General features: G+C 77.3%; 17 protein-coding genes. 12 read left to right on the forward strand and 5 right to left on the reverse strand.

All coding sequences use genetic code 11. The features are described 5' to 3' along the window. Window positions 1-84 precede the first annotated feature (84 nt). On the reverse strand, window positions 85-768 hold the full coding sequence (locus ACWDCZ_RS07525; RefSeq protein WP_117492929.1) for a DUF6308 family protein: 684 nt from the start codon (window positions 766-768) through the stop codon (window positions 85-87). A 174-nt stretch (window positions 769-942) separates the two neighbouring features. On the opposite strand from ACWDCZ_RS07525, the gene ACWDCZ_RS07530 reads away from it, so the two are divergent. The 7 genes from ACWDCZ_RS07530 to ACWDCZ_RS07560 all read left to right on the forward strand — a co-directional run bounded on the left by ACWDCZ_RS07530 (window position 943) and on the right by ACWDCZ_RS07560 (window position 10,897). Beyond that, entirely contained in the window at window positions 943-1,092 is a 150-nt protein-coding gene (locus ACWDCZ_RS07530) for a hypothetical protein (protein ID WP_449815461.1), read from the forward strand. Next, on the forward strand, window positions 1,092-3,671 hold the full coding sequence (locus ACWDCZ_RS07535) for a hypothetical protein (RefSeq protein ID WP_449815462.1): 2,580 nt from the start codon (window positions 1,092-1,094) through the stop codon (window positions 3,669-3,671). Before ACWDCZ_RS07530 ends, ACWDCZ_RS07535 begins: the two co-directional genes overlap by 1 nt. A gap of 53 nt (window positions 3,672-3,724) precedes the next feature. Beyond that, on the forward strand, window positions 3,725-4,342 hold the full coding sequence (locus ACWDCZ_RS07540; protein WP_449815463.1) for an SMI1/KNR4 family protein: 618 nt from the start codon (window positions 3,725-3,727) through the stop codon (window positions 4,340-4,342). Between the two features lie 1,117 nt (window positions 4,343-5,459). Further along, window positions 5,460-6,515: a hypothetical protein gene (locus tag ACWDCZ_RS07545; RefSeq protein ID WP_449815464.1), complete on the forward strand. Its 1,056-nt coding sequence runs from the start codon at window positions 5,460-5,462 to the stop codon at window positions 6,513-6,515. A gap of 106 nt (window positions 6,516-6,621) precedes the next feature. Beyond that, window positions 6,622-9,954 (forward strand): right-handed parallel beta-helix repeat-containing protein, encoded by a 3,333-nt coding sequence (locus ACWDCZ_RS07550; protein WP_449815465.1) that lies wholly within the window; start codon window positions 6,622-6,624, stop codon window positions 9,952-9,954. Next, window positions 9,951-10,352, forward strand: coding sequence for a hypothetical protein (locus ACWDCZ_RS07555; RefSeq protein WP_449815466.1), 402 nt, complete (start codon window positions 9,951-9,953; stop codon window positions 10,350-10,352). Before ACWDCZ_RS07550 ends, ACWDCZ_RS07555 begins: the two co-directional genes overlap by 4 nt. A 113-nt stretch (window positions 10,353-10,465) precedes the next feature. Next, window positions 10,466-10,897: a DUF6896 domain-containing protein gene (locus ACWDCZ_RS07560; protein WP_449815467.1), complete on the forward strand. Its 432-nt coding sequence runs from the start codon at window positions 10,466-10,468 to the stop codon at window positions 10,895-10,897. A 20-nt stretch (window positions 10,898-10,917) separates the two neighbouring features. Here the strand turns inward: ACWDCZ_RS07560 and ACWDCZ_RS07565 are convergent, their stop codons facing one another. Next, a complete protein-coding gene (locus ACWDCZ_RS07565) occupies window positions 10,918-11,868 on the reverse strand; it encodes a hypothetical protein (RefSeq protein WP_449815468.1) in 951 nt (316 codons plus the stop codon). 287 nt (window positions 11,869-12,155) lie between these two features. Here ACWDCZ_RS07565 and ACWDCZ_RS07570 point away from each other — a divergent pair, with 287 nt between their 5' ends. Beyond that, a complete protein-coding gene (locus ACWDCZ_RS07570) occupies window positions 12,156-12,527 on the forward strand; it encodes a hypothetical protein (protein WP_449815469.1) in 372 nt (123 codons plus the stop codon). A 304-nt stretch (window positions 12,528-12,831) separates the two neighbouring features. Beyond that, a complete protein-coding gene (locus ACWDCZ_RS07575; protein WP_074004942.1) occupies window positions 12,832-13,470 on the forward strand; it encodes a sigma-70 family RNA polymerase sigma factor in 639 nt (212 codons plus the stop codon). A gap of 72 nt (window positions 13,471-13,542) precedes the next feature. Here the strand turns inward: ACWDCZ_RS07575 and ACWDCZ_RS07580 are convergent, their stop codons facing one another. Beyond that, complete coding sequence (locus ACWDCZ_RS07580; RefSeq protein WP_449815470.1) at window positions 13,543-16,371, reverse strand: BTAD domain-containing putative transcriptional regulator; 2,829 nt, start codon at window positions 16,369-16,371, stop codon at window positions 13,543-13,545. 428 nt (window positions 16,372-16,799) lie between these two features. Between ACWDCZ_RS07580 and ACWDCZ_RS07585 the strand changes: the two genes are divergently transcribed. Beyond that, a complete protein-coding gene (locus tag ACWDCZ_RS07585; RefSeq protein WP_449815471.1) occupies window positions 16,800-19,478 on the forward strand; it encodes a BTAD domain-containing putative transcriptional regulator in 2,679 nt (892 codons plus the stop codon). A gap of 328 nt (window positions 19,479-19,806) precedes the next feature. Beyond that, the gene (locus ACWDCZ_RS07590; protein WP_449815472.1) at window positions 19,807-22,188 is read left to right on the forward strand and encodes an ATP-binding protein; all 2,382 of its coding nucleotides are present in this window, start codon (window positions 19,807-19,809) and stop codon (window positions 22,186-22,188) included. A gap of 148 nt (window positions 22,189-22,336) precedes the next feature. Here the strand turns inward: ACWDCZ_RS07590 and ACWDCZ_RS07595 are convergent, their stop codons facing one another. Beyond that, window positions 22,337-23,614 (reverse strand): serine hydrolase domain-containing protein, encoded by a 1,278-nt coding sequence (locus ACWDCZ_RS07595; RefSeq protein ID WP_049658957.1) that lies wholly within the window; start codon window positions 23,612-23,614, stop codon window positions 22,337-22,339. 370 nt (window positions 23,615-23,984) lie between these two features. Between ACWDCZ_RS07595 and ACWDCZ_RS07600 the strand changes: the two genes are divergently transcribed. Beyond that, window positions 23,985-24,881, forward strand: a complete 897-nt coding sequence (locus ACWDCZ_RS07600; RefSeq protein ID WP_449815473.1) for an alkaline phosphatase family protein — start codon at window positions 23,985-23,987, stop codon at window positions 24,879-24,881. Between the two features lie 10 nt (window positions 24,882-24,891). On the opposite strand, the gene ACWDCZ_RS07605 is transcribed toward ACWDCZ_RS07600, so the two are convergent. Further along, the gene (locus ACWDCZ_RS07605) at window positions 24,892-26,226 is read right to left on the reverse strand and encodes an MFS transporter (RefSeq protein WP_449815474.1); all 1,335 of its coding nucleotides are present in this window, start codon (window positions 26,224-26,226) and stop codon (window positions 24,892-24,894) included. Window positions 26,227-26,309: the final 83 nt, after the last annotated feature.

Here is a 26,309-nt window from a genome sequence, read left to right on the forward strand (position 1 = left end):
CGCGCGCCGCCGTTGGTCCCCGGGCCCGCCGCCGTCGGTCCCGGACCCGCTCGGCGGAGGTCCGCCCGGTGGCGGGACGCGGGGTCAGCCCGTCGCCTGCCCGGCCTCGCCCTGGTGCATCCAGGCGATGACGTCCAGCACCCGCAGCACGCCGATGTCCTCGCCGATCCCGGCCTCCGTGCGGAGCTCCGCCAACCGGGCGCGGAACGCCCCGCCGTCCGCGCGCAGGGCGTCGGCCAGCGCGGACCAGAAGGTGGTGTCGACCTTCGGCCGCCGGAAGAGCGCCTTCACCCGGATGTCGTAGACGGGTATCAGGTGCGGCCGCTTGCGGGCCAGCAGCTTGCCCGCGACGACGGGGCCGACGCCGTCCGGCTTGCCCGGGTACGCGGCGCGGGGGTTCGCCAGCCGGTCCCACAGCTCGGCGGCCGGCCCGCCGGGGGCGATCAGCGGGGCACTGGCCGGGTCCTCCAGTCGGGCGTCGCGGGGGATCGCGGACAGCAGCCGGCCCCAGTGCCCGTCGGGGTCGGTGAGCAGCTCGACGGCTCCGTGCGGCTCGACCGAGACGCTCAGCATGGTGATCGCGAGCAGGTCGTCGGCGGTGAAGGCGTCCGCCGTCTCCGGGCGGTCACCGCCGCCGGCGAGCCGCTCGAAGTGGGCGCCCGTGTAGTAGTGGTCGCCCTTCGCCCGCCGCCGGGTGAAGTAGTCGCGCAGCAGCCGGACCGAGGCCCCGGTGTCCCCGTACACCGGGGGAATCCACAGCGCCGTCATGAGGGACCCCCTTCGAATCCGTGCGTCCGGGGGCAGTGTGGCAGAGGGGTCCGACAATCCGGTCCGGAGGCCGCTGAACCGGGCCGGTGCCGGGGGCCGTAGGACCGTAGTGGGCGCGCAGCGGTGCGTCCGCGAAGCGGCGGGCGCGTCCGCGAGGAACCCGGGAGGAAGTGGATGCAGTCCCGACGCGACCAGGTGCGGGCGCACCCGGTCGTGCTGAACAGGGCGGTCCCGGATGTGTTGCGGGCGGAGCCCGGCGCACCGGACACCCCCACCCGGCGCACCACCCGGGGCGCCACGACGGGCCCGGCGGAGGAGGAGTGATGGGCGCTGTGGAGGCCCCGGAGGCGGTCGGCGCCTCGACGCTGCGGGCGCTCGGCGCGCACTACGTGATCGCACCGCCCGGCGCGGAGGCCGACGGACTGGCCGAGGCGCTGGCGCCCGTACGCGCCCAGCCGGGGGCGCTGCTGCTGCTCGCCGCCGCCGAGGACGCGGCGCCCGTCCTGCTCGCCTCGCTGGACGAACTCGCCCGGGCCGCGCGCGGGCGCGACGCCGACGTGCTGGTGCTGGCCGCCTCCGGACTGGCCGCGGTCGGCCCCGACGGCCGGCGGCCCGCCGAACTGCTCGCCCGGCGCAGCGGGTTGACCGTCGTCGCGCCGGACACGGTGGTCAGCGTCGAGCCGGACGGCACCCTGCCGGCCGTGGACGGGACGTGGTGGCGCTGCCGGCCCGGCGGGGGAGCGGAGCCGCTCGGCGGCCGCTGGCCCGCCGACGCGACCATCACCCCGCTGGCCGGCGGGGCGTACTGGATCACCGACGCGGCGGTGGGACCGGTCCGCCCCGCCGTGCTGGACCGGGCCTTCGCACCGCGCGACCGGCTGCTGATGATCGTCGGCGCGCCCGCCCGGTCACTGCCCAGCGGTGCCCAACTGGCCAGCGCGGCGACCCTGTTGAAGGAGCAGGCGCCCCATCGGGAGTACCTCGCGCTGAGCGCGCCGTGGGCCGCGCCGCTCGAACTCATCGAGACGGCCGCCGTGCTGGCGGCCTCGCTCGGGCAGGAGGTGCGGGCGGCGATCGGCGTGCCGGTGGCCAGGTCGGGCCTGCCGGGGGCGCCCGGGTGCGGCGTGCGGCACGTCCACGTGGCGCCGGACGGGGGCGAGGGCTGGGAACCGTACCTCATCGAGTTGTCCGCCCGCCCGCGCGAACGCACCGTCACCGCCGTCGGCTGGCGCGTCGGGCCCGGCCCGGGTGTGGGGTCTGGGGCGGAGCGCTTTCCGGTTCTCCCCGGCCCGGGTGCGGGGCCCGGTCCGGGCCGCTTCCCGGCCTTTCCCGGCCCGCCTCCGGTGCCCGGCGCGGGGCGCTACCCGGTCTTCCCGGGCCCGGCTGTGGGGCCTGGGGCGGGGCGTTTCCCGGCTCTCCCCGGCCCGCCCGCGGGGCCCGGAGTGGGGCGGCTTCCGGCTCTCCCCGGCCCGCCCGCGGCCCCTGGGGCGGGCCGTTTTCCGGCTCTCCCCGCGCCGCCTTCGGTGCTCGGGGCGGCGCGCTACCCGGCCTTCCCCGGCTGGGAGGTGGAGGCGGTGGCGGCCGGACTGTGGCTGCGCCCGGCCGCTACCCCGGAGCGGGGCCCCCGGCTGCGTCGGCCGGACCCGGCCCAGCCCGTGCTGGTCGTGGGCACGCCGGGCCGCCCGGTTCCGGACGCGGTCTGGGACCACCTCGGTACGGTGCTGGGCTCGCTCCCGGCCGGGCCGGTACGCCTCGCGCTCGTGGTGGCGGGGGTGTTGGACGTGGAGTCGGCCGCGGTGGGTCGGTTCTGCGCGCGGCAGTACGGGCTGGACTGGGTCGGCGAGGAGGCGGTCGAGGCCGCGGAGGTGCGGGTGGCCGTGCTCGGTTCGGAGCCGGTGCCGACTTCGGTAGGGGCGTTGGCGGCGGAGGCTCCAGGGGAGGCCCATGAGGGAACAATATTGGCCCCTGAGGTGGTCGCGGAGGAGCCCGATGAGGAGGAGTCGGTTGCCGAAGTCCTGGTAGCAGAGCCCGAGTTGCTCGCTGGGCCTGAGGTGGAGGAGCCGGTCGCCGAGGCCCCGGAAGTCGATCCCGAGCCCGAACCAGTGCTGCCCGCTGCGACGCCCCCGGCCCCGGAACCGTCCCCGGCGCCGGAGCCGGAGCCGTCGGAGCCCGCCACCCCGGCCGGGGACGGCGAGGCCCTGGTCGCCCAACTCGGCTCCGCCTACGAGCCCTTGGCCCGACGGGCCGAGGACGTCGCCACCCGGTTGCCCGCCCTGCGCGCCCAGGCGGAGGACGGCGACCAAGGGCCCGAGCTGGTCGCCCTCCTGCTGCACGCCGGCGACTCCGGCCCCCTGGCCCCGCGCGCCGAACTCCTCGCGGCGGCCCGCTCCGGCGAGCCCGGCCGCTACGGCCCGTACCTGCGCTGCCTGGCCGCCGGCCTGCGGCGGCTGCCCGGGTACTACGGCGGTGTGCTGGTCGCCGGTCCGGCGCGGGCCTGCGACCTCGCCGCGTACGCCCCGGGCACGGTGCTGACCGAGCGGGCCCCGGTGACCGCCCTGGCGGTGCCCGAGGCGGACCTGGGGGAGGACGTCGGGATCGAGTTCGCCATCTGGTCCGTCGGCGGCCGCCGCAGCTCGGCCTTCGGCGAGCCGGGCGACCCGCCCATGGTGGTCTTCGTCCCGGGCGCGGAGTTCGAGGTGGTCGAGGTCCAGCCGGCGGACCCGGAGGAGGGCCGTCCGGCCCGGGTCCTGCTCCACGAGATCGGCGGCGTCCGCCCGAGCCCCGAGCGGCTGCGCACCTGGCTCGCCCGCCGCGACGCCGTTGCCCCCGCCGACCGCGTCCGCCCCGCCGACCCCTCCCGCTACGCCCTCGCCCTGGGCGTCGGCTCGGGCCCCGCCGACTGACTGTCGGTGGGGCCGGATACGGTGCGTCCCGGAGCCGGACCACAGGAGGGGTCATGGAAGCAGGGGAAGCATCCGTCGCCGCACTGAAGGCCGTCATGTCGCCGCACGACGGCGCCGACGAGCAGGTGGACTGGGCCGCGGTGGGCCAGGCCTGGGGCGTCCGGTTCCCCGCCGACTACGTGGCGTTCATGGCCACGTACGGGGCCGGTGGAATCGACGAGGCGTTCGGCGTCCTGGCCCCCGAGGCGAGCACGGCACCGCCCGAGGGCCCGGGCTTCGGCAGCGCGGCCGGGGAGACCGCCATCCTGCGGAGCCTTTGGTCGACCGAGGGCGGGCCGGCCGGCGTCGAGGCCGGGCCGGACTCGGTGATCGCGTGGGGTGTGAGCTGCGGAGCGGACATCCTCGGCTGGCTCACGGTCGACGACGACTCCGACAGGTGGCCGGTCCTGGTGTGGGAGCGTCACGGGTCGCCGAACTGGCAGCTCTACGACTGCGGGATGGCGGAGTTCCTGCGCCGCCTGTTCACCGAGGGCTTCGACCGCTGTCCGCTCAGCGACGCCTCCCTCTGGGGCGATCCGTCCCCGCACTTCGTCCACTGGCGTGAGGAGCGGCGCCGCATCGAGGAGCGGTTGGACCCGTACACCGGAGAGCCGCTCTCCTGGTCCTTCTGAACCACCCGGTGAACCCCGCACGGGCGGCCGGCCGTCGGACGGAACACAGGGACGTGGTCGGTGGGAGGGGCGCGGGGTGGGACCCGGCCGGTGGCGGGCGCGGAGCCGGTCCGGACGGTCGGGTCCGAGGCGCGCCGATTTCGGCTGAACCGGTTCGGCCGTGCGGGCCGTAGCTCCCCACAGGAGTGTCATCGAGCACAGGGGATGCATGGTGGGCGAGGAGCAGCGCGGCGGGCCGGAGCGGAGGCCGGGCGGGTTCCGGCTCCCGGCGGTGAACTGGGCGTTGGCGGCCGAGGCGGACCAGGGGAAGCCGCCGGAGGCGCCCGTGAGCGCGGAGACGGCGGCGCCGCCCGCGCAGCCGGGCGCCGGTGGCGGTACCGGCACTGGTGCCGGTGCCGGTGTCAGCGCCGGGGCCACGGGCGCTGCGACGAGCGGGGCGCGGACCGGTCCGAAGCCCGAGGCCGGGTCCAAGCCCGCGAGCCCCGCGTCGACGGTCCCGCCCGCGCGGCTGGGTGCCGGTCCCGAGGCCGGCGCCGGGTCGAAGCCCGCGAGCCCTGCGGCGCCGGTGCCGCCCGCGAGGTCGGGCGCCGAGGCCGGTGTCAGCGCCGGGCCCAAGCCCGCGAGTTCCGTTCCGGTGGTGCCGCCCGCGACGTCGGGTGCCGGTGCCGGGCCCAAGCCCGCGAGCCCCGCGCCGACGGTGCGGCCCGCGCAGCCGGGTGCCGGCGCCAATGGCGGTGCCAGTACCGGTGTCAGTGCCGGGGTCACCGGCGCTGCGACGAACGGGGCACGGCCCGGGCCGAAGTCCGAGGCCGGGCCCAGGTCCGCGAGCGCCGAGACGGCGGTGCTGCCCGTGCAGCCGGGCGCCGGTGTCGGCGCCGGAGTCGGTGTCAGTTCCAGGGCCACGGGCGCCGCGACGAACGGGGCGCGAACCGGCCCGAAGCCCGCGTCCGGGCCCAAGCCCACGGGTGGAGCCAGGCCCCCGGCCGGGACCGGTATCGGGCCGGCGCCCCTGCCGTCCCCCGCCAAGGGCCCGACGGCACCCGTCGGCCCGGCGACCCCCGCGGGGCCCGTGGGTCCGGGGGACCCTGGGCCGCGCACCGGCCGGGTCTCCCGTCCGATGATCGCCGCGGCCGTCGCCGTCGGCCTGGTGCTGGTCGGCACCTCCGTGATGGTGACCCAGCGCAGCGGCAGCGACCCGCACGGACCGGCCCAGGCCGACGCCCCGCCCGCCAACGTCCCCGGCTTCGACGAGCACGGTGGCACCGCCGGCGGCGTCGCGCCCGACGGGCAGTCGGGCTCGGCGGCACCGCAGCCGGACGGTTCGGCCGCACCGGCGTCGGGGGACCAGGCGGCCTCGGCCCCGAACGGCACCGGCGGCGGCGCTGGTGGCGGTGCCGGCGGTGGCGGGGGCGGTGCCGGTGCGGCCGCTCCTCCCGGCGTCGGGGCCAACCCCGCTGGGGGCGGCGCGGGTTCGGGCGGTGGGGGCGATCGCGCGCAGGGCGGTGCGGCCGCCGCCTCGGGTGGTTCGGGCGGCGGTGGCCCGGCCGCCGGTGGCACGGGCGGCGGCGGTGCGGCCAACCCGGCGCCGAACCAGCCGGCCCCCAACCAGCCGGCTCCGAACAAGCCGGCCCCGAACCCGTCGGCGCCCCAGCAGCCCGCGCCCCCGGCGGCCAAGCCGCCCGCACCGGTCACCGTGATCGCCGGCCCGTACTGCTCGGGCGGCGGCCAGTACAAGACCAACGGTTGGTTCGACCAGGGCAGCAGCGGCTGGCGCAACAACTCCGGTGGCTACAGCGGCGACGGCTGCAACGGCACCTACGCCTCGATGCCGATGTCCGGTAACGCCAACAAGGACGACAACGGCAACTCGGTCGTCTGGACCTTCACCGTGGACAAGGTCACCAGCTGCACCCTGTCGGTCTACATCCCGGCCAGCGGCGACGTGAAGCAGGTCGGCGGCAACCCGAGCACCTACACGGTGCAGAGCGGTGGCGGCCAGGTGGGTTCGTTCACCATCAACCAGACGGCGAGCCGGGGCAGTTGGGTGAACAACGGGCCGTTCACCTACCGCGGCCCGATCTCCGTCACGCTGCACAGCCGCGGTGTGGACTGGGGCGGCTCCAGCGGCGCCCACCACGCCGCCAGCGCCGTCCGCGCCACCTGCACGGCCTGACCCCGGCGCGAACCGGGGCCCGGACCCGCCGAGCCACCGAACCGCTGAGTCACCGAACCACCGAGCGACCGAACCACAACGCCCCACGACGAAGGGAACCCCAGGCATGTCGCGCCCGGTGCTGACGGTCTGCGCGGAGCAGCGGGAACCCGGCTCCTACCGGACGATCGGCGAGGCCCTCCGGGCGGCCGGCGGCGGCGCGGTGATCTCGGTCCGGCCCGGCCGGTACGACGAGAACCTGGTGCTCACCAAGGCCGTGAGCATCACCGCCGCCGACGTCCGGGGCAGTGTGCGGATCAGCCCCCGGCGCGGTTCGGTGGTCCAGGTGCTCACCGAGGCCGTCCGGTTGACCGGTCTGGTGCTCCAGGGGCAGGACGACGAACTGCCCGCCGTCGACGTCCCGCGCGGCCGCCTCACCGTGCGGGACTGCGAGGTGATCGGCAACGCCTGGACCGCCGTGCTCACCCGCGGGCCGGGCGAACTCGCCATGTGCGGCAGCCGGGTCACCAACCCGGCCGGCGCCGGGCTGGTGGAGACCTCCACCGGCTCCAGCGTGATCGAGGACAGCGTCGTCGAGCACCTGGGCACCTCGGCCGTGGTCATCGGCGAGCGGGCCGACCCGACCGTCCGGCGCTGCGTGCTGCGCGACGCGCGCGGCAACGGCCTGTGCGCCAACGGCGAGGCGCGCGGCGTCGTCGAGGACTGCGAGATCTCCGGCACCGACAAGCCCGCCGTCGCCCTGGAGGAGCGGAGCAGCACGCGCCTGCTGCGCACCGCGATCCGGGACAGCGCGCTCGGCGTCTTCGTCGGCTCCGCCGCCCGGGTCGTGCTGGAGGACTGCACCGTCACCGCCGTGCGCGGCCACGGCTACGTCCTCACCGACGGCACCGACCCGCTGCTGCGCCGCTGCCGCGCCGTCCGCCCCCAGGGGTACGGTCTGCACATCGCGGGCCGGGCCCGGGGCACCCTGGAGGACTGCGAGGTCACCGCCCCCGCCGGGGTCGGCATTCACGTCGGCGGGTCGGCCGGGCCCAGCCTGCTGCGGACGGTGGTGCGCGACGCCGGGACCGACGGTGTCGAACTCACCGGCGGGAGCGCCGCCGAGTTCGACCGCCTGGAGGTCCGCCGCGCGGCCGGCGTCGGCATCGTGGTGCGCGACGGCGCCGACCCGCTGCTGCGCCGCGGCACCGTCACCGCCGCCGGCCGCCACGGGATCGAGGTGCTGGGCGACGGGCGCGGCCGACTGGAGGACGTCACCGTCGTCGACGCCGGACGGCACGGGGTGCGGATCGCCGACGGCGCCCACACCCACCTCGGCGGCGGCCTGGTGCGCGGCAGCGGGTCCTGCGGGATCTCGGTCGGCGCCGGGGGCGTCGCCATCCTGCGCGACGTCGAGTGCACCGGCAACGCCCTCGACGGCGCGAGTGTCGAACGCGGCGGCGAACTGGCCGCCACCCGCGCCCGGTTGGGGACCAACCGGCGGCACGGGCTGCACCTGCTGCCCGGCTCCCGGGCCACCCTGACCTCCTGCCGGCTCGGCGACAACACCGTGGACGGGCTGCGCTCCGAGTCCGCGGAGCCCGTCCGGCTCACCGACTGCACGGCCGCCGGGAACCAGGGCGCCGGGCTGTGGCAGACCGCGCCGACCGACCGCCTCGTGGTGGAGAACCTCGACAGCCGGGACAACCGCTCGCCTGACGCCCACGGCACGGCGGCCGTCGCCACCACCGTCGCTGCGGACGCCGCCGGCGACGGTACGGAAGCCCCCGGGGAGGAGGCCGTCGGCCCGCAGGCCGTCCTCCGGGCCCTGGTCGGGCTGGAGGGCGTCAAGGAGCAGGTCGCCACCCTGGTCAACCTCGGCAAGCTGACCCGCCGCCGCGAGCAGGCCGGGCTGCCCGCCCTGCCGATGAGCCGGCACCTCGTCTTCGCCGGCCCGCCCGGCACCGGCAAGACCACCGTCGCCCGGCTCTACGGGGCGATCCTCGCCGAACTCGGCGTGCTGCGCAGCGGCCACCTGGTCGAGGTCGCCCGGGCCGACCTGGTCGCCCCGGTCGTCGGCGGGACAGCCCTGAAGACCACCGAGGTGGTCAGGGAGGCCCTCGGCGGGGTGCTGTTCGTCGACGAGGCCTACACCCTGTCGGCGGGCTCCGGCGCGGCCGGCCCGGACTTCGGCCGGGAGGCCGTCGACACCCTGGTGAAGCTGATGGAGGACCACCGCGACGACCTGGTGGTGATCGTCGCCGGGTACGAGGCCGGGATCCGCGGGTTCCTGGCCTCCAACCCGGGCCTGGCGTCCCGGTTCAGCCGCACCGTCGAGTTCCGGAACTACCGCGCCGACGAGCTCGCCACGATCGTCGAGCAGGCCGCCGGCGGACACGGCTACGAGCTCGCCGAGGGCACCCGGGAGGCGCTCGCCGCGCACTTCGACCGGATGCCCAAGGGTGCGGAGTTCGGCAACGGCCGGGCCGCCCGCAAGGTGTTCGAGGAGATGGTCGACCGGCAGGCCTCCCGGCTCGCCGAACTGGAGCACTTCGACAACGCGGCGCTCACCCGGCTGCTGCCCGCCGACGTCGGCGAGGAGTTCGCCCCGGCCGCCGCCGGCGGGGGGCGGGCCGGGGAGCCCGGCCTGCTCGACCGGCTGCGCGCCATGGTCGGCCTCGCCGCCGCCAAGGAGCAGGTCGAGGACCTGGTCAACCTGACCCGCCAGTCCCGGCGCCGGGTCGAGGCCGGGCTGCCCGCCGCCCCCCTCGGCCACCACCTGGTGTTCTCGGGCCCGCCCGGCACCGGCAAGACCACCGTCGCCCGGCTGTACGGCGAACTCCTCGCCGAACTCGGCGTGCTGCCCTCCGGCCGGCTGGTCGAGACCGCCCGCGCCGACCTGGTCGGCCGCTACCTCGGCCACACCGCCCACCTCACCCGGGACGCCTTCGAACGCGCCCGGGGCGGCGTGCTGTTCATCGACGAGGCGTACACCCTGACGCCCCGCGACGGCAGCGGCGGGGACTTCGGGCAGGAGGCGGTGGACACCCTGGTGAAGCTGATGGAGGACCACCGCGACGAGGTCGTGGTGATCGTGGCCGGCTACCGGGAGGAGATGCGCGGCTTCCTCGCCTCCAACCCCGGCCTGGCCTCCCGGTTCTCCCGGGAGATCACCTTCGAGCACTACGCGGACGAGGAACTCGTCGCCATCGTCCGGGCGCGGGCCGAGACCGCCGGCTACACCTGCACTCCGGAGACCCTGGCCGCACTCGGCACCCTGTTCGGCGCCGTCCCGCGCGACCGCTCCTTCGGCAACGGCCGGTTCGCCCGGCAGGTGCTCGAAGCGATGGTCACCCGGCAGGCGGGCCGGCTGTCCCGGGTCGACGTGGTGGACCTGGACGAACTCAGCCTGCTGCTGCCGCAGGACATCCCGGCCGAACGGTTCGGCACCTTCGCGTGACCACGCCGCCGCCCCGCCCCCGGGCGGCGGCCGACCCGGGCTCGGCCGCCGCCGTCCTCGTCCTCGGCTACCGCCCGGACCTGACCGTCGACCAGCCGGCCGAAGACCGGGAAGCCGCCGCCTCCCGCGGCCCTGGCCATCAGTACGGCCACGGCACCGTCGGCCCCGTCGCCGCAGTCACCCCGGCGGTCGTCCTCACCACGCGCCCCGCTCCACCCGAGAGCGGCGCCGGCATCGAGGCGGGCCTCCTCGCCCTCACCGTCCTCGCGGCCGTCGCCCTGGCGGCGGTGGCCGCCGCCTTGGCCCCGCGCGCCAGGGGTCGGCGCCCGGGCCGTGCGGAGGCGAGCCGACAGGGCGCCGGTCCCGAGCCGATCGTCCGGCTGGGGCCGAGGGCCTGACGGGAGGAATCCGCTCGTCGTGGTGATCGGCGCCGTGGGACCATCAGGGCCCCTCAGGGACCGGATACGCCCGGCGGCTGAAGGACGGCACGGCACGGGAACGGAGGGCCCTGATGACGGATCGACAACCGCCGACGGCGAGAGAGCTGGTGCTCGGCTTCCTGGCCGCGCTCGACCGGGCGGAGGCGGCGTTGTGCGAGGCGGTGCCGCCGCTGGAGCGCTTGGCGGACATCCTGGCGGCGGCACGCTCGGGGCGGATCAGCCGGAGTGGTGAGGCCGGCGGCTACGCGTACCTGGTGCACGGGGCGGGATGCCGGATGACCGACCAGGCCGGAGTCCAGATCGACGTGGACTTCATCGACGGCACGGCGGCGTTCGACCTCTGGCGGCTGCGCTGCTATGGGCGGAGCCTGGCGACGCCCGTCGAGTGGCCGTCGGAGGAGCCCGGTCCGGCGGTCCGGGGGCTCGACGACCTGCTCGTCGAGCTGCGGCCGGGATGGTTCGCCCCGGCCGGATCCCGTGCGGACGCCCTCGCGTCGGGTTGACCGGTGGCCGCCCGGTCGGCTCAGCGGTGCTCGGCCATGCCGTCGCCGATGAGGGCGGCGAGTTCCAGGTAGTCGAGGCGGGCCCGGGCGCGGAGGGCGGCGGGGGCGGCCGGGAGGGTGAGGGCGGCGCGGCAGCGGGTGCGGAAGTGGGGGAGGAGGTCGCGGTCGGCGACCGGGCGGTCGGTGGGCGGGGCGGGGGTGAAGGCGGCGACCGCCCCGCGGGCCAGGCCGTGGTGGCCGAGGGCGGTGAGGTGGTCGAGGAGGGCGTCGGCGGTGCGGGCTCCGGTGGCGGAGGCCGGGGCGCAGAGGAGCAGCCGGTCGGCGTGTTCGACGGCGGCGAGCCGGACCTCGGCCGGGGCGCCGGTGGTGTCCGCGAGGATCACCGGGTAGTGGCCGTCGGCCTCGCCGAGGGCCTCCCGCAGGGCGGCCGGGTCCGGCCGTACGGACCGCAGCACCCGGCCGCCCGTGCGGCATTCGCTCCCGGCGGGCCCGGCGGTGGTGAGAACGAGCACCGGGTGGGCCCGGTGTTCCGCGAGCAGGGCGCCGAGGAGGGCGGCGGCCCCCTCGGCGGGGCCGCCCAGGACGGCGATCCGGTGGTGGGACCGCAGCGGCGCCCGGACGCGGTCGAGCAGGCGCCGCCGTCGTGCCTCCCCGCCGCCGGGGAGGGCGAGCCGCAGGGTGCGCGGGCGGTCGGAGTCGGGGCGCGGTACGGGCGGTGCGGCAGGCGGTGCGGGGGCAGGCGGGCTCGGGGGCAGGAACGGGAGCGGCGCCGCCGAGGACGGTCCGACAGCCGGCTCCCGGGTGGACGGCCGCCGTTCGGCGGGCGGGATCAGGACGGTGCCGAGCGGGTCGAGCGGGCGCGGGGGCAGCCGGGGCAGCAGGGCGACGGGCTCGGGCCAGACGGCCGGCGAGTAGTCGGGTGCGGCCTGGGCGGTGCCGCCCGCGCCCGCGGTGCCGTCGGAGTAAGCCATCGGACGACCTCCCGGTCCCTGGTGCGCCGGACGGGTGCCTCCGGTCCGGCCGACCGTACGGTCTACCCGTACAGCCGGGAGTACGGCTGAAGGCTACCCTCCGGTTCAGCTGAACCGCTGGTGGTGGAGGGCCCGTTGAGCGGAACAGGGCGCACGGCGCGCCCCCTGTCGCTTCGGGAGGCCCGTAACGAGAAAACCCTCCGCCCGACCGGCTACCGATCGGTACCGTCATCGGGTGGCACCCGGCGTCCGCCGAGTGTCACCGAGTCGGAAGGAGCGTGAGTCCCGTGAACGGGACGGGGGAGGGCCGCGGCATGGCCGCGGACGGGCCGGAGGCGCGGGAGTTCGTCGCGGCCCTGGTGCGGGCCGGGGCGCCGAGCGCGGCCGGGCCGGCCGGGCTGGCGGTGCCCGAGGCGGCGGCGGAGCGGGTGATCGCGGTCGCCCGGCGGCTGGCGCTGCGTGCGGCGCCGGAGGAGCGGCCGCAGCCGGAGTCGGGGCTGCTGGGCGTGGCGACGGCGCTGGTGGTGGACGAGCACCCGTCGGCACCGGTGTGGTCGGCGGCGGAGCGGCAGCTGTTGGCGGGCTGGGTCGCGGTGCTGATCGAGCACCGGGGCGAGGACGGGGTGCGGGAGCTGCTCGGGGCGCTCGCCGAGGGCTGACACCGCGGCCCGGTGCGGCGCTCGGCGGGGGGCCGGGCGCCGAACCGGGCGGTGGCGGAAGAAGCCGCAGCTCACGGCCGCTAACGACCGGCCAACAGTCGTCGGCGCCCGCCAACGGTGGCACTCGGGGGCGGCCCGAGTGCCCCGGACGTGGGCGTTGGCGGATCCTTGGTGCGGACTTGGCGGGCTCCGGCAGTGTGCTGGTGCAGCCACCGCCGGGGATCTCCGGCGGTGCCCAGCACGCCCTGCCCGTGCTGCGTCCCCTGCCCGTGCTGCGCCCCCTGCCCGACCTGAGAGGTAGCGCGTGTCGAAGCCGTCCGTCGCCCAGCCCACGTCCGTCACCCCGCCGTCCGAGGGTCCGGCCGCCGCGCCGGAGGGCGCCACCGCCCCGGCCCGCCCGACCCTCGACCCCGACGTGCTCGCCGAGATCCACCGGCTGCACGGCGGCTACCTGCTGCGCGCGCTGCTGCGGGCCACCGGCGGGGACCGCGGCAAGGCCGAGGACATCCTCCAGGAGACCCTGCTGCGCGCCTGGCAGCACCCGGAGGCGCTGGCCGCCGGTGCGGAGGCGGCCCGGCCCTGGCTGTTCACGGTCGCCCGGCGGATCGCGATCGACCACTACCGGATGGCCGCCGCCCGCGCCAAGGAGGTGATCGGCGAGACGGTCGAGGACCGGCCGGTCGCCGACGACCCGTACGAGCAGGTGGTGGTGGCCCGGGACCTCGCGCTGGCGCTGCGCCGGGTGCAGAAGCACCACCGCGAGGTGCTGGTCGAACTCCACCTCAAGGACCGCTCGGTGCTGGAGGCCTCGGCCCGGCTGGGGGTGCCGCCGGGGACGGTCAAGTCCCGCAACTTCTACGCGATCCGGGCGCTGCGCCCGGTGCTGGCGACGGAGCACGGGTACGCCCCGACGGTGCGCGGGGCGGCCTCGGCGGCCGGCTGACGGGGCCGTCCGGCTCCGGCTGACCGGGGCACCGGCCGACCGGGGCGCGGCCCCTCGCGCCGACCGTCCGGTTCAGTCGTCCGTCGCCCGCCGGCCGGTGCGGAGGTTGAGCGACTCCTCCAGGCTGGTGGTGAACTCGCTGCAGTGGCCCGCCTGCCGGTCGTGCGAGCGGAAGCGGTCCAGCGCCGTGCGCAGCCGGCCGCGCACCTCCGGTTCCCGTCCCCGGGCCAACAGGTAGGCGGCGTAGGACTGTTCGGCCACCGCGTGCAAGTACAGCAGGCCGGCCTCCTCGCAGGCGGCGAGCAGCCGGTGCCAGGCGAGGTCGGCGGCGTCGTCGCGGACGGTCGGCGCGAGGGCCTGCGCCTCGGTCAGCAGCGACCAGAGGTGGACCTGGGTGACGGGCGTGGCCGGCAGCAGCTCGCGGGCCTCCCGGGACCGGCGCTGGGCGCCCTCCCGGTCCCCGGCGGCCAGGCTGACCCAGCCCTGGTGCACCTTGGCGTCGACCAGCCGGCGGCGGTCGCCGGACTCCAGCGCGAGCGCCGTGGCGGCGGCGGCCAGCCGCTCGGCCTCGGCGGCGTGGCCGAGCATCGCGGTGACCAGCGCCAGCGTGGCGAGGGCCCGGACGTGCGCGGACGCGGCGGCGGGCCCGGTGGCGGACTCGGCCGCGGCGACCGCCTTCCGGGCCGCCTCCGCGGACTCCTGCCGGCGTTCCAGCGCGACCAGGGCCTGCGCCCGGCAGTTGAGCAGCAGCGCGACCGCGACCGGGTCGCCGCAGCGTTCGGCCGCAGCCTGCCCCAGCCGGGCACTGGCGAGCCAGTCGGTGAAGCGGCTGGCGCCGTAGTAGAGCGAGCCGCAGGTCAGCGCGAGCCGCCAGGCCCGGGCCGGGTCGGTGTCGGGGGACGCGACCAGCGCGGAGACCGCCGGCTCCTCGGCGTCGAACCAGTCGAGCGCGGTGCGGATGTCGCCGACGGCCGGGAGGGCCTGCGCCGGACCGGCGGGCGGGGCGGTGTCCTCCTGGCCGGGGTCGAGGAAGGACCCGCAGTGCCCGAGGGCCGTGAGGTAGTGGTCGGCCAGGCGGTCGCGCAGCAGCCGCCGGTGCTGTTCGGGCCGTTCGGCGAGCAGCCCGGCGCCGTACAGCCGGACCAGGTCGGTACGGGCGTGGCGGCCGGGGGCGGTGCCGGTGAGCAGGTGGTGGGAGGCCAGCTCGCCGAGCACCCGGTGGGCGGTCGCGGTGTCGCTGCCGAGCAGGGCGGCGCCCGCCGGGGTGTCCACCTCGCGGCCGGGGTGGGCGGCCAGGGCGGTGAGCAGTTCGGCCGCGGGTCCGGAGAGCCGGCGGTGGGTCAGCCCGAGCCGGCCCGCGACGGAGAGCGTGCCGTCCGCGTCCAGGACGGCCAGCCTGGTCCGTTCGTCGGCGAGTTCGGCGACCAGCCCGGCGATCGTCCGGTCCGGCCGGTCGGCCAGGCGGGCGGCGGCGATCCGCAGGGCGAGCGGCAGGTGGTCGCAGAGCCCGGCGAGGCGGGCGGCGGCCTCCGGCTCGGCGCGCAGCCGCTCGGGCGTCAGGGCGCGCTCCAGCAGGTGCAGGGCGTCGTCCTCGGGCAGTGCGGCCAGGCGCAGCAGGGTGGCCCCCTCGACGGCGACCAGGCTCTCCAGCGAGCCCCGGCCGGTGACCACGGCGGTGCCGGCCGGGCCGGCGGGCAGCAGGTCGGCGACCTGGTCGGCGTCGGCGGCGTCGTCCAGCAGCACCAGCAGCCGCCGGCCCCGGGTGCGCTCGCGGTAGAGCGCGGCCCGGGCGGCGCGCCCCTCGGGGATGCCGTCCTCCGGTACGCCGAGCGCGCGCAGGAAGCCGGCCAGGACGGCCTCGGGCCGGGCCGGGCCGTCCGGGGCGAGGCCGTGCAGTTCGGCGTGGAGCAGTCCGTCCGGGAAGCGGTCGGCGGCCCGGTGCGCCCAGGCGGTGACCAGCGCGCTCTTGCCGACCCCGGCCGGGCCGACCACCAGCACCGGGCCGTCCCCGGCGCGGCCGGTCCCGCAGGCCAGGTCGAGGCGGGCCAGGTCGGTGGTGCGGCCGACGAAGTCCGGGTGGCGGCGGGGGAGTCGGCGCGGCACCGGCGCGGGCCGCGGCGCCGCTCCGGGGGCCGGCGCAGCGGCGGGCGGCGGCTCCGCCGTACGGTCGTCGGCCAGCACCTCGGCGAGCGCCGCGCGCAGCGCCGGGCCGGGGTTGATGCCCAGTTCGTCGTCCAGCCGGACCCGGGCCTGGTGGTAGGCGGTCAGCGCCTCCGCGGACCGGCCCGCCTGGTGCAGGCAGCGCATCAGCATGGCCACCAGTTCCTCGCGCAGCCCGTCCAGCCGCACCCCGTGCTTCAGCAGCGGCACGGCCGAGGCCCCGGCGCCCTGGCCCAGCCGCAGCCCGGCCCAGCAGAGCAGGGCGGCCGTGCGGGACTGCCTCAGCCGGTCCACCGCGGCGTCCCGCAGGGGGGTTTCGGGCAGGTCGGCCAGCGCCTCGCCGCGCCACAGCCGCAGCGCCTCCTCCAGCAGCGCGACCGCCGTGGCGCAGTCGCCGAGCCCGGCCTGCCCCTCGGCCTCGCCGGCGAGCTCCTCGAAGCGCAGCGCGTCCACGGCGTCGGCCGGCCCGGTCAGCAGGTAGCCGGAGTCCCGGGTGTGCAGCTCGAACGGGGTGTCGGCGAGCACCTTCCGCAGCGCGGCGACGTGCCCCTGCACGGCCGCCCGGGCGGTGGGCGGCGGCTGCTCGTCCCAGAGCAGCTCGCACAGCTGGTCCATGGTGACCACGAGCCCCAACCGCAGCGCCAGCATCGCCAGGACGGCCCGCCGCTGGGCACCCGCCACGCTCGCGAAGCCGTCCGCCCCGACCCGCAGCTCCACCGGCCCGAGCAGCCGAATCCGCACCGGTACCCCCCACCTCGCCCCAAAACCGCACATCACACCCGAAGCGGCCATCGGCCCTCGGGGTGGAGCAGTGTAGTGCGAGAACCTGTCCGGTCCACGCCGGACGGCTGCTCCCGCCCTCGGACGCCCGCCCGCGCGGGGCGCCCGCCCCCGGTCCGACCGGGCTCCACGGGGCACCCCTGAGAGGGATGCCGATGGGGCCGGTGACGGTTGCACCGGACGGCCGACGCGGGGCCGTGCGGCGATGCCCGGCCCGTCCGGAGCGGCGGACGCGGGGCCGTGCGGCGGTGGCCGCTCGGCCGGGAGCCGCGGACGCGACGCCGGTGTCGTACCGGCCCGGTACCGTACGGCCGACGTCAAGGGCCCGGTCGGCCCTATCCTCGAACCAGCCGGGGAGTCGACGGATGGTGGGGGAGGGGAACGGGCGCGTGCACATCGATCTGCTCGGGCCGGTGGTGGTGCGGCGGGAGGACGGGACGGCGGTGACGCCCTCGGCCCCCAAGCGCCGGGCGCTGCTGAGCGCGCTCGCCGTACGGCTGAACCGGACGGTGGCCACCGAGGAGCTGATCGAGCTGGTCTGGGAGGGCTGCGCGCCGCCCACCGCGCGGGCCGCCCTGCAGGGCCACGTCGCGGCGGTGCGCCAACTGCTGGACGGCTCCGGGCTGGAGCTGGGCACCCGGGGGGCCGGCTACCTGCTGGCCGGTGAACCCGACCGGGTCGACGTGCTGCGCTTCGGCCGGCTCTGCGAACAGGCCGGCGTGCTGCTCCCCGAGCCCGCCGCCCCGCTGGACGGTGCCCCGCCGGGGACCGCCCCGCCGGAGCCCGCCCCGATGGAGGCCGCGCCGGTGGAGGCCGCGCCGGCGGACGGCGCCCCGCCCCTGCTGCGCGCCGCGCTGGACCTGTGGCGCGGCCCGGCGCTCGCCGACTGCGGCTCCGCCCTGCTGCGCGAGCGGACCCTCCCGTACCTGACCGACCTGCGGCTGCGCGCCCTGGAACGGCTGGCCGACGGCCTGCTCCGGGACGGCCGGGGCGGCGAACTGGCCGCCGAACTCGCCGAGGCCGCCGACGGCCACCCCGCCCGGCAGACGCTGACCGCCCGGCTGGTGCGCTGCCTGGAGCAGGACGGGCGGAGCGCCGAGGCGCGGGAGCGCTACGAGCGCGCGGTGGCCCGGCTCTCCCGGCCACCCGGCCCGGAGCTGCGCCTGGCCGGCGAGCAGTCCGGTGCCCGGCCCGCCGCCGACCGCCGGTTCGTCGGCCGGACGGACGAACTCGCCCGGCTGGACCAGGTGGTGCCCGCAGCCCGGGACGGCCGCCCGATCCTGGTCACCGGCCCCGCCGGGGTCGGCAAGACCAGCCTGGTCCGGCAGTGGACGGCCCGGCGCGGCGACGCCTACTTCCCGGACGGCGTCCTCCACGCCGAGCTGCGCGGCTTCGACCCGGACGGGCCGCGCGAACCCGCCGAGGTGCTCGGCGAGTTCCTCACCGCGCTCGGTACGGCCCCGGACGCCCTGCCGCGCGACCCCGAGGACCGCGCCCGCCGCTACCGCGAACTGGTCGGCGGCCGGCGGATGCTGGTCGTGCTGGACGACGCCGCCTCCTATGAGCACCTCGCCCCGCTGCTGCCCGACCCGCCGGCCACCGACAGCGAGCCCGCCCCGGTCGCGATCGTCACCAGCCGCAGCCGGCTGCGCCACCTGGTGGTCCGCACCGGCGGCATCCCGCTGCCGCTGGGGGTGCTCGGCCCCGAGGAGGCCGCCGCCCTGCTCGCCCGCATCCTCGGCGAGGACCGCACGGCCGGTGAGCCGGAGGCGGTCGCGGAAGTCGCCGAGCGCTGCGACCGCCTGCCGCTCGCGCTGCGCCTGGCCGCCGCCCGGCTGGCCGCCCGGCCCGACTGGTCCGTGGCCGACCTCGCCGCCGAACTCGCCGACGAGCAGACCGGTCCGGCCGCCCTCTCCGGCACCGGCACCGCCGGCGGCCCGCTCGGCCTCACCGCCGCGCTGGACCGGACGTACCGCACACTGGCGCCCGACGCCGCCCGGCTGTTCACCCTGCTCGGCCTGCACCCCGGCGCGGAACTCGACACCGCCACCGCCGCCGCCCTCGCCGACCTCCCGCCCGCCGCGACCCGCACCCTGCTGACCCGGCTGGACGCCGTCCACCTGCTGGAGGAGAGCGGCCCCGGCCGGTACGCCCGGCGCGAGCTGGTCCGCCGCCACGCCGCCGCGCAGGCCGCCGAACTCACCTGCGACGAACGGTTCCTCGCCCTCGACCGGCTGATCGCCCACTACCTCGACGTCACCGCCGGCTGGACGGCCGGGGGCGCGGCGACCGTGGGCGCGGGGGCCTGGTTCCGCCGCGAGGAGAGCGCCCTGCGCGCGGTGGTGGTCTGCGCCGAGCAGCAGGGACGGCCCGCCGCGGCCTGGCAACTCGCCCACCGGGCCAGCCGGTTGTACGAGACCACCGGCCACGACCGGACGCACTGGCGGGCCGTGGTCGAGGCCGGGCTGCGCGCCGCCCACACCGACCGGGACGAGGCGGCGGTGGCCCGGCTCGCCACCGACCTCGCCGTCCTGCACGTCGACCGCGCGGCCCACCGCACCGCCGCCGACACCCTGGAGCGGGCCGTCGCGGCCGCCGACCGGTCCGGCGACGCGGCGCTGCGCCACCACTGCCGCAGCCGGGTGGCCGCCGCGCTGCTGCGGGCCGGCCGGTACGAGCGGGCGGTGCCCATGCTCGGCGACCTGGTCGCCGCCGCCCGCACCCCCGCCACCGACCACCTGCTGGTCCGCGCGCTCACCGACCTCGCCGACGCGCTGGTCCTGGCCGACGACCCCGGGCCCGCCCTGCGCCACGCCGACGAGGCGGTACGCGCCGCCACCGCTCGCTCCGGCGGCGCCGAGGCCGTCCTCGCCACCCACAGCCGGGCCCGCGCTCTGCACGCGCTCGGCCGCCGGGACGCCGCGCTCTCCTCGGCCCGGCTCGCCGTCGCCCTCGGCCGCACCGTCGGCGACCCGGCCCTCGAAGCCCGCTCCCACAACCTGCTCGCCGACCTGCTGGACGCCCTCGGGCGCACGGTCGAGGGCGCGGAGGCGAGACGGCCGGCGTAGCGGCCCGGCGCAGGAGGCCGGGGTGGAGGTCCGGCGCAGGGGTCCGGCATGGACCGCGGCCGGCCGCCGGTGGCGGGAATCCGCTGTTCGACCAGCGGAACCACAGGCGGAACTACCGGCGTCCCGCCCCTCGCGGAACCGCCCCCGCCCCGCCGCCCCGCCCGTACCCGTCCCTCCTGACCTGGGCGGATGCCCCGGGAGAGGGCGGAATAGGTGGAACCTGTCCGCCGGGGCATACTTCTGCCTGGAGCGCACCGCAGCGAACCGCCGGAGACGACTCCAGGCAGAAGTGCGGAACTGCGCAGGACCGAGCGAGTGGGGGCGGGGCATGGCGGCCGGGGGCGGCACGGACACGGACGCGAACGAGTTCAGCCGCCTGCTGGCCGGGCACCGGGTGGCGGCGGGCCTGACCCAGGAGGAGCTCGCCGCGGCGGCCGGGGTCAGCCTGCGCGCCCTCGGGGACATGGAACGCGGCCGCACCCGCGGACCGCAGCGGCGCACCGTACGGGCCCTGGCCGAGGCGCTCGGGCTGGACGGCGCGCAGGCGGACCTGCTGGACCGGGCCGCGCAGTCCGGACGCCCGCGCGGGGCGCGGCCGGCCCCGACGCCCGCCGGTGGCCGGGCCCGGCCCGGCCGGCCCGCCGCGCGCGAAGCCTCCGCCGACTCCACCGCCCGCGCAGCCGACGCCCGCGACGACGCCCCGCCCGCGATCCCCGCCGAGCTCGGCCAGAGCGCCCTCGCGCTGCCCCGCGACATCGCCGACTTCACCGCCCGCGAGGACGCCCTCGCCCTGCTCGCCCGCCTGGCCGAGGACGAGCGCCCGGCCCACCCGCGCGTGGTGCTGGTCAGCGGTCAGCCCGGCCTCGGCAAGACCTCCTTCGCGCTGCACGCCGCCCACGCCCTGGCCGGGCGCTTCCCGGACGGCCAGCTCTCCCTCGACCTCGGCGGCATGTCCCCGCAGCCGCTGCCCGCCCGGGACGCGCTCGGCCAGGTGCTGCGCGCCCTGGGCGTCGCCGACGCCGCGGTGCCCGCGGGGACGGAGGAGCGGGCCGGCCTCTACCGGGCGCTGGTCCGCGAGCGGCGGCTCGTGCTGGTGCTGGACAACGCCGCCGACGAGAGCCAGGTGCGCCCGCTGCTGCCCGGCTCCGGCCCGGCCGTGACCATCGTGACCAGCCGCAACGTGCTGCCCGGACTGGAGTCGGTGCACCGGCTGAGCCTGGACGTGCTGGCCCCGGCCGAGGCGGCCGGGCTGCTGGCCCGGATCGCCGGCCGCGAGCGGATCGAGGCCGCCCCCGACGCCACCGCTGAGCTGGCCAGGCTCTGCGGCTACCTGCCGCTCGCGCTGCGGATCGCCGGGCAGCGCCTGGTCGCCCGCCCGCAGCAGCCGGTCGCCCACCTGGTGCGCCAGCTCGCCGCCGAGGAGAACCGGCTGGACCTGCTGGAGACCGGCGACCTGGCCGTCCGCCCGGCCTTCGAGCTGTCCTACCGGCGACTGCCCGCCGAGTCCCAACTCGTCCTCCGCCGCTGCGCGTTGACCGCCGGCCAGGACTTCACCGCGGAGATCGCCGCGGCCTACGCGGGCCGGTCGGCGGCCCGCACCGAACTGGTGCTGGAACAGCTCGTCGACGCCGGACTGATGCAGGCCGCCACCCCGGACCGCTACCGCCTGCACGACCTGGTGCGGCTCTACGCCGGCGAGCGGCTGGCCGCCGACGAGACGGGCCAGGAGCTGGCCGAGGCCCGCACCCGGGCCGGCCGCTGGATCCTCGGCCGGGCGGCCGAGTACGGCCTGCGGTTCGACCCCGACCACGCCACGGACGCGACCGGCACCGGCGGCACCGCCCCCGCGCACCTCACCGAGGCGGCCGCCTGGCTGGAGTACGAGCACCCGGAGTGGCTGGCCGCCCTGCAGCAGGCCCAGCGGGCCGGCCGCCACCGGGAGGTGGTGGACACCGCCGAGGCGATGCACTGGTTCTCCGACCGGCTGCTGAGCTGGGGCATCTGGGCCGAGGTGTTCCAGCTCTCGGCGGACGCCGCCCGCGCGATCGGGGACGAGCGGGTCGAGGCGGTGCACGTCAACTACCTGGCCTGGACGTACGTCACCTGCCTGCACCGCTACCAGCGCGGCATCGAACTGGCCACCGAGGGGCTGGAGCTGGCCCGCGCGGTGGGCGACCGGGAGCAGCAGGGCTGGGCGCTGACCTACCTGGCCTCGGGCCTGCGCTACCTCCAGCGGCACCGCGAGGCGACCGACGCCTTCCACCGGGCGGCGGACGCCTTCGCCGAGGTGGCCAACCGCTCCGCGATGATCGGCCGGCTGGTCACCCTGCGGGGCGCCGCCAACTGCCTGCGGGAGTCCGGCCGGGCGGAGGAGGCGGTGGAGTCGCGCCGGCGGGCCCTGGCCGGGGCGCTGGAGCTGGTGGAGCGCTGGTCCTCGCCGCTGATCCACCTGCTGGCGGCCATGACCGCGCACGAACTGGGCCTGGACCGCGCGGCACTGAAGCGCTGGCCGGCCGCCGAGAAGGCCTACCGGCAGGCCCTGGTGCACTTCGAGGCGGTGGGCCGCCCGGACAGCATGACCAAGACGCTGACCGAGCTGGGCACCGCGCTGATCGAGCAGGGCCGCGCCGAGGAGGCCCGCGAACTGCTCACCGAGGCGCTCACCGACCTGAGCGCGGAGGGCCCCCGGGCGGCGGGCGCCCGGCACTGACCGGTGCCCTCCGGGGGCGGTGTCCGGCACTGACCGGGTGCCCTCCGGAGGCCGCGTCCCGTCACGCCGAGCGCCCGCCCCCGGCCGGACCGGAGCGGGCCGGAGGCGGGAGCGGGCGAGGGAGCGGGCGAGGGCCGTACGGCCGGTGTCAGATCCGGGTGTCCTCCACCACCGGCAGCGTGTCGACCGGGGCCGAGCCGACCGGGGCCGAGGCCGGCGCGAAGGCCGTCCGCGGGGCGACGGTGGGCTGCTTGCCGCAGAAGGCCGGCTCCAGGGTGTTCATCAGGCCCTGCGTCACCGCGCCGTTGTTGGAGGCGTTGGCGAAGACCACCACGCTGCGCCGCCCGTCCGGGGTCGTGAAGGACTGGGTGTTGAAGCCCTGCACGATGCCGCCGTGGCCGTACACGTCCCCGCAGGAGAGCGAGATGCGGCGCAGGCCCAGACCGTAGGCGATCTTCGCGGTGGGCGTGGGCAGGGCGGCGGTCATCTGCTGGAGCGAGGCGTCCGAGACGAGCCCGCCCTTGCCGCCGGCCATCAGCGCGGTGAGGAAGCGGTCGAGGTCCCCGGCGTCGGAGATGACGGCCCCGGCGGCCCACACCCAGGAGCCGGTCTGCGCGGTGGAGTCCAGCAGCGGCTTGGTGCGGTCGTCGTTGGTGAGGTAGCCGGTGACGTGGGTGCCGGTGATGCCCTGGTCGGGCACCACGAAGGAGGTCTTGTGCAGGCCGAGCGGCTGGATGATCCGCTCGTTCAGCACCTCCGGGAAGGTCTGGCCGGTGAGGTGCTCGACGGCCAGGCCCATCAGCACGTAGTCGGTGTTGGAGTAGGAGTAGCGGCTGCCGGGGGTCGACTGCAGGCCGTGCCTGACCGACATCGCGACCAGCGCGCGCGGGTCGTACACGGTGCTGCGGATGCGCGCCTCGAACGCGCTGGTGGTCTCCTCGCCGGCCTGCTCCAGCAGGTCGTTGGTGTGGTCGTAGACGCCGGCCCGGTGCTCCATCACCTGGCGGCCCGTCATGGTCCAGCTCTCCGGCAGGGTGTCCGCGGGCAGGTACTCGCGCAGCGGCCGGTCGAGGTCGATCCGGCCCTCCTGCGCCAGCTGCATCACGAGAACGGCGGCGAACATCTTGCTGTTGCTGCCGACCCGGAACCTCCACGAGGAGTTCATCGGGGTCCCGTCCAGGTCGGCCAGGCCGACGTTCACCGAGCGGGTCCGGTCGACGGCGCCGTGGTCGCTGATCACCGCGAAGGCGCCCGGGGCGCCGGCCGCGGTGGTGGCCTGGAGGGCGGTGCGCACACCGGCGAGGTCGGGGGCGGTCGGGTCGGTGGTGTCCTGGCCGGCTGCCGCGGCGGGCAGGGCACCGGTCGCCACCAGGACGGCGCCGGCGGCGGCCACCGCGAGCGGACGCAGAAGGCTGGTCTTCGCCATGTTCCTCGGTTCTCTCGTGAGCTGACGCGGCGTCGGACCGCGCCGTTCGAAGATCACTATCACCGGACCGGGCGGTTGCTGGCAATGTGAACCGGTTCGCCCGCATTTCGCGTTGTCAGTGGCGGTTTCGGCGCGTCGGGGCGGTGGCACCGTTCGTTTCCCGCTCCGGGGCCAAGGTTTCACCTGCCGTCGTCTGCCCGCGTCACCCCGGGGGCCCCATGCTGTTCGGGCGCTTCCGCGCACTCCGGTGCGCCCGCCGCGCCGGCCCTCCCCTCACCGACCACGGAGCTTCCCCACGCCCCGGCCGGGCCGGCGGGGCCGGGGCGGCGTCCTGCTGCCCGCCGGGCCGTCTCCTAGCCGAGGAATTGTCATGACTTCGTCCATAAAGCCCCTGAACCCCCGCTCCCGCCGCACCGCGACCGCGATCGGCTCCGCCGTCGCCCTGCTCGCCGCCTCCGCCGGCCTCTGGGCGGCCACCGCCCCCACCGCCCAGGCCGCCGCGCTGCCCACGCCCGACCACATCGTCGTCGTGGTGATGGAGAACCACGCCTACACCCAGGTCATCGGCAGCAGCAGCGCCCCGTACCTCAACAACACCCTGAAGGCGGGCGGCGCCAACCTCACCCAGTCCTTCGGCATCACCCACCCGAGCGAGCCGAACTACTACGCGCTGTTCTCCGGCTCCACCCAGGGCACCGTCGACGACAGCTGTGTGACGGTCGGCGGCTTCCAGGCGGCCAACCTGGCCTCCGAGGTCATCGCCGCCGGCAAGACCTGGGGCAGCTACAACGAGTCCCTGCCCAGCCAGGGCAGCACCGTCTGCAGCAGCGGCAGCTACGCCCAGAAGCACAACCCGTGGTTCGGCTTCGGCAACGTCCCGGTCAGCTCGGCGAAGACCTTCGCCCAGTTCCCGACCGACTACAGCACCCTGCCGAACGTCTCCTTCGTGGTGCCGAACCTCTGCAGCGACATGCACGACTGCTCGGTCGGCACCGGCGACACCTGGATCAAGAACAACCTGGGCGCCTACGCCACCTGGGCGCAGACCCACAACAGCCTGCTGGTCGTCACCTTCGACGAGGACAACAAGCTGTCCGGCAACCGCATCCCGACCCTGGTCTACGGCGCCCACGTGACGCCCGGCAGCAGCAGTGCCACCACCTACAACCACTACAACGTGCTGCGCACCCTGGAGGACCTGGCCGGCACCACCGGCCACGCGGGCAACGCGGCCTCCGCCGCCGACATCACCGGCATCTGGAACTGACCCGCGGCGATCAGGCCCTGACCCCGGTTCGGGTCCGCGCCCGCGCCTGATCCCGAGCCCGGGCCGGTGGCCGTTCGGTCGGCGGCCCGGGCTCGGGCGCGGGCGTCCGCCGGGCGCCGTGCCGCCGGACGCCGGGCACCGCCGCCGTGCCCGCGCAGACCGCCGTCACCAGCCCCGCCGCCGCCAGCAGCGGCACCCGGTCGCCCCAGGCCCCGGCGGCCAGCGGGGCCAGGACGTAGCCGAGCGGGGCGGCGGCCAGCGAGAGCAGCCAGTCGTACGAGGTGACCCGGGCCAGCGTCCCCGGCGGGAAGTCCTGCTGGACCACCGTCTCCCAGAGCGGGTTGAGGAAGCCCAGCCCGGCCATCGCCACCGCCTGCGCGGCCACCGCGACCGGCGCCGGGGCGGGGAGGGCGAGCGCGAGCAGCGGCAGCCCGTACAGCGCGAGGGCGAGGTTGCCGGCCAGCACCGGGCGGCGGGGCCGCAGCCGGCCGGCGACCAGCGAGCCGACCAGCAGGCCCACGGCGCCCGCCTGGGTCAGCGCCACCCAGGCGCCGTCCCCGCCGAGCCGGGTGGCGGCGATCAGCGGGCCGAGGGTGAGCAGCACGGCGCTCGCGCCGTTCCACACCCCGTGGGCGATCAGGCTGGTCCAGTACCAGTCCCGGGAGCGCACCTCGCTCCAGCCCTCGGCGAGGTCCCGGCGCAGCGAGCGCGGGGCGTCGGGCACGGTGTCGTCGGGTGCGGGGTCGTCGGGTGCGGGGTCGCCGGTCGCGCGGTCGACGCGGAGCCGGGCGAGCAGGGCGGCGCTCAGGACGAAGGAGGCGCCGTCCAGGACGAACGCCCAGCCCGGTCCGGCGGTGTACACCAGCAGTCCGGCGAGCGCCGGGCCGCCGAGCCGGGCGGCGCCGGTCGCGGTGCCGAGCAGGGCGTTGGCCCGCAGCCGCAGCTCGCCGCGGACGGTGGCCGCGACCAGCGGCGAGGCGGTGGGCATGGCGAAGGCGGAGGCGATGCCGCCGACGGCCGAGGCGGCCGCGACGTGCGGCAGGCGGGGGTGTCCGTCGAGCAGTTCCAGGCCGACGAGCAGCTGGGCGAGGGCCCGGACGAGGTCGGTGCCGAGGGCGACCAGGCGGGGATCGAAGCGGTCCCCGACCACTCCGCCGACCGGCAGGAGGAGCAGCTTCGGCACCATCGCGCAGCCCAGGACCAGGGCGAGCGCGGCGGCCGAGCCGGTGGCGCGGGTGATGGCGATGGCGAGCGCGGCCGGGACGACGGCGTCGCCGAGCGTGGAGACCGTCCGGCCGATGAAGAGCAGGCGGAAGCCGCTCAGGCTCAAGGGGTGTGCTGTCACGCGCCGCACTGTATTTCGGCGCCGAAATTTCGGCAACGAATATTTTGACGCCGTCGTTTCTGTGGCGGTTTGTAGACTCCTTC

This window comes from Kitasatospora sp. NPDC001225 (assembly GCF_053597855.1).

What these genes read in the sequence shown, in the direction of transcription:
- ACWDCZ_RS07600 (WP_449815473.1), top strand. Translation starts at nt 23,985, where the DNA reads ATGACTTCGTCCATAAAGCCCCTGAACCCCCGCTCCCGCCGCACCGCG.
- ACWDCZ_RS07550 (WP_449815465.1), top strand. Translation starts at nt 6,622, where the DNA reads ATGTCGCGCCCGGTGCTGACGGTCTGCGCGGAGCAGCGGGAACCCGGC.
- ACWDCZ_RS07560 (WP_449815467.1), top strand. Translation starts at nt 10,466, where the DNA reads ATGACGGATCGACAACCGCCGACGGCGAGAGAGCTGGTGCTCGGCTTC.
- ACWDCZ_RS07540 (WP_449815463.1), top strand. Translation starts at nt 3,725, where the DNA reads ATGGAAGCAGGGGAAGCATCCGTCGCCGCACTGAAGGCCGTCATGTCG.
- ACWDCZ_RS07590 (WP_449815472.1), top strand. Translation starts at nt 19,807, where the DNA reads ATGGCGGCCGGGGGCGGCACGGACACGGACGCGAACGAGTTCAGCCGC.
- ACWDCZ_RS07545 (WP_449815464.1), top strand. Translation starts at nt 5,460, where the DNA reads ATGATCGCCGCGGCCGTCGCCGTCGGCCTGGTGCTGGTCGGCACCTCC.
- ACWDCZ_RS07525 (WP_117492929.1), bottom strand. Translation starts at nt 768, where the DNA reads ATGACGGCGCTGTGGATTCCCCCGGTGTACGGGGACACCGGGGCCTCG.
- ACWDCZ_RS07595 (WP_049658957.1), bottom strand. Translation starts at nt 23,614, where the DNA reads ATGGCGAAGACCAGCCTTCTGCGTCCGCTCGCGGTGGCCGCCGCCGGC.
- ACWDCZ_RS07565 (WP_449815468.1), bottom strand. Translation starts at nt 11,868, where the DNA reads ATGGCTTACTCCGACGGCACCGCGGGCGCGGGCGGCACCGCCCAGGCC.
- ACWDCZ_RS07530 (WP_449815461.1), top strand. Translation starts at nt 943, where the DNA reads ATGCAGTCCCGACGCGACCAGGTGCGGGCGCACCCGGTCGTGCTGAAC.
- ACWDCZ_RS07535 (WP_449815462.1), top strand. Translation starts at nt 1,092, where the DNA reads ATGGGCGCTGTGGAGGCCCCGGAGGCGGTCGGCGCCTCGACGCTGCGG.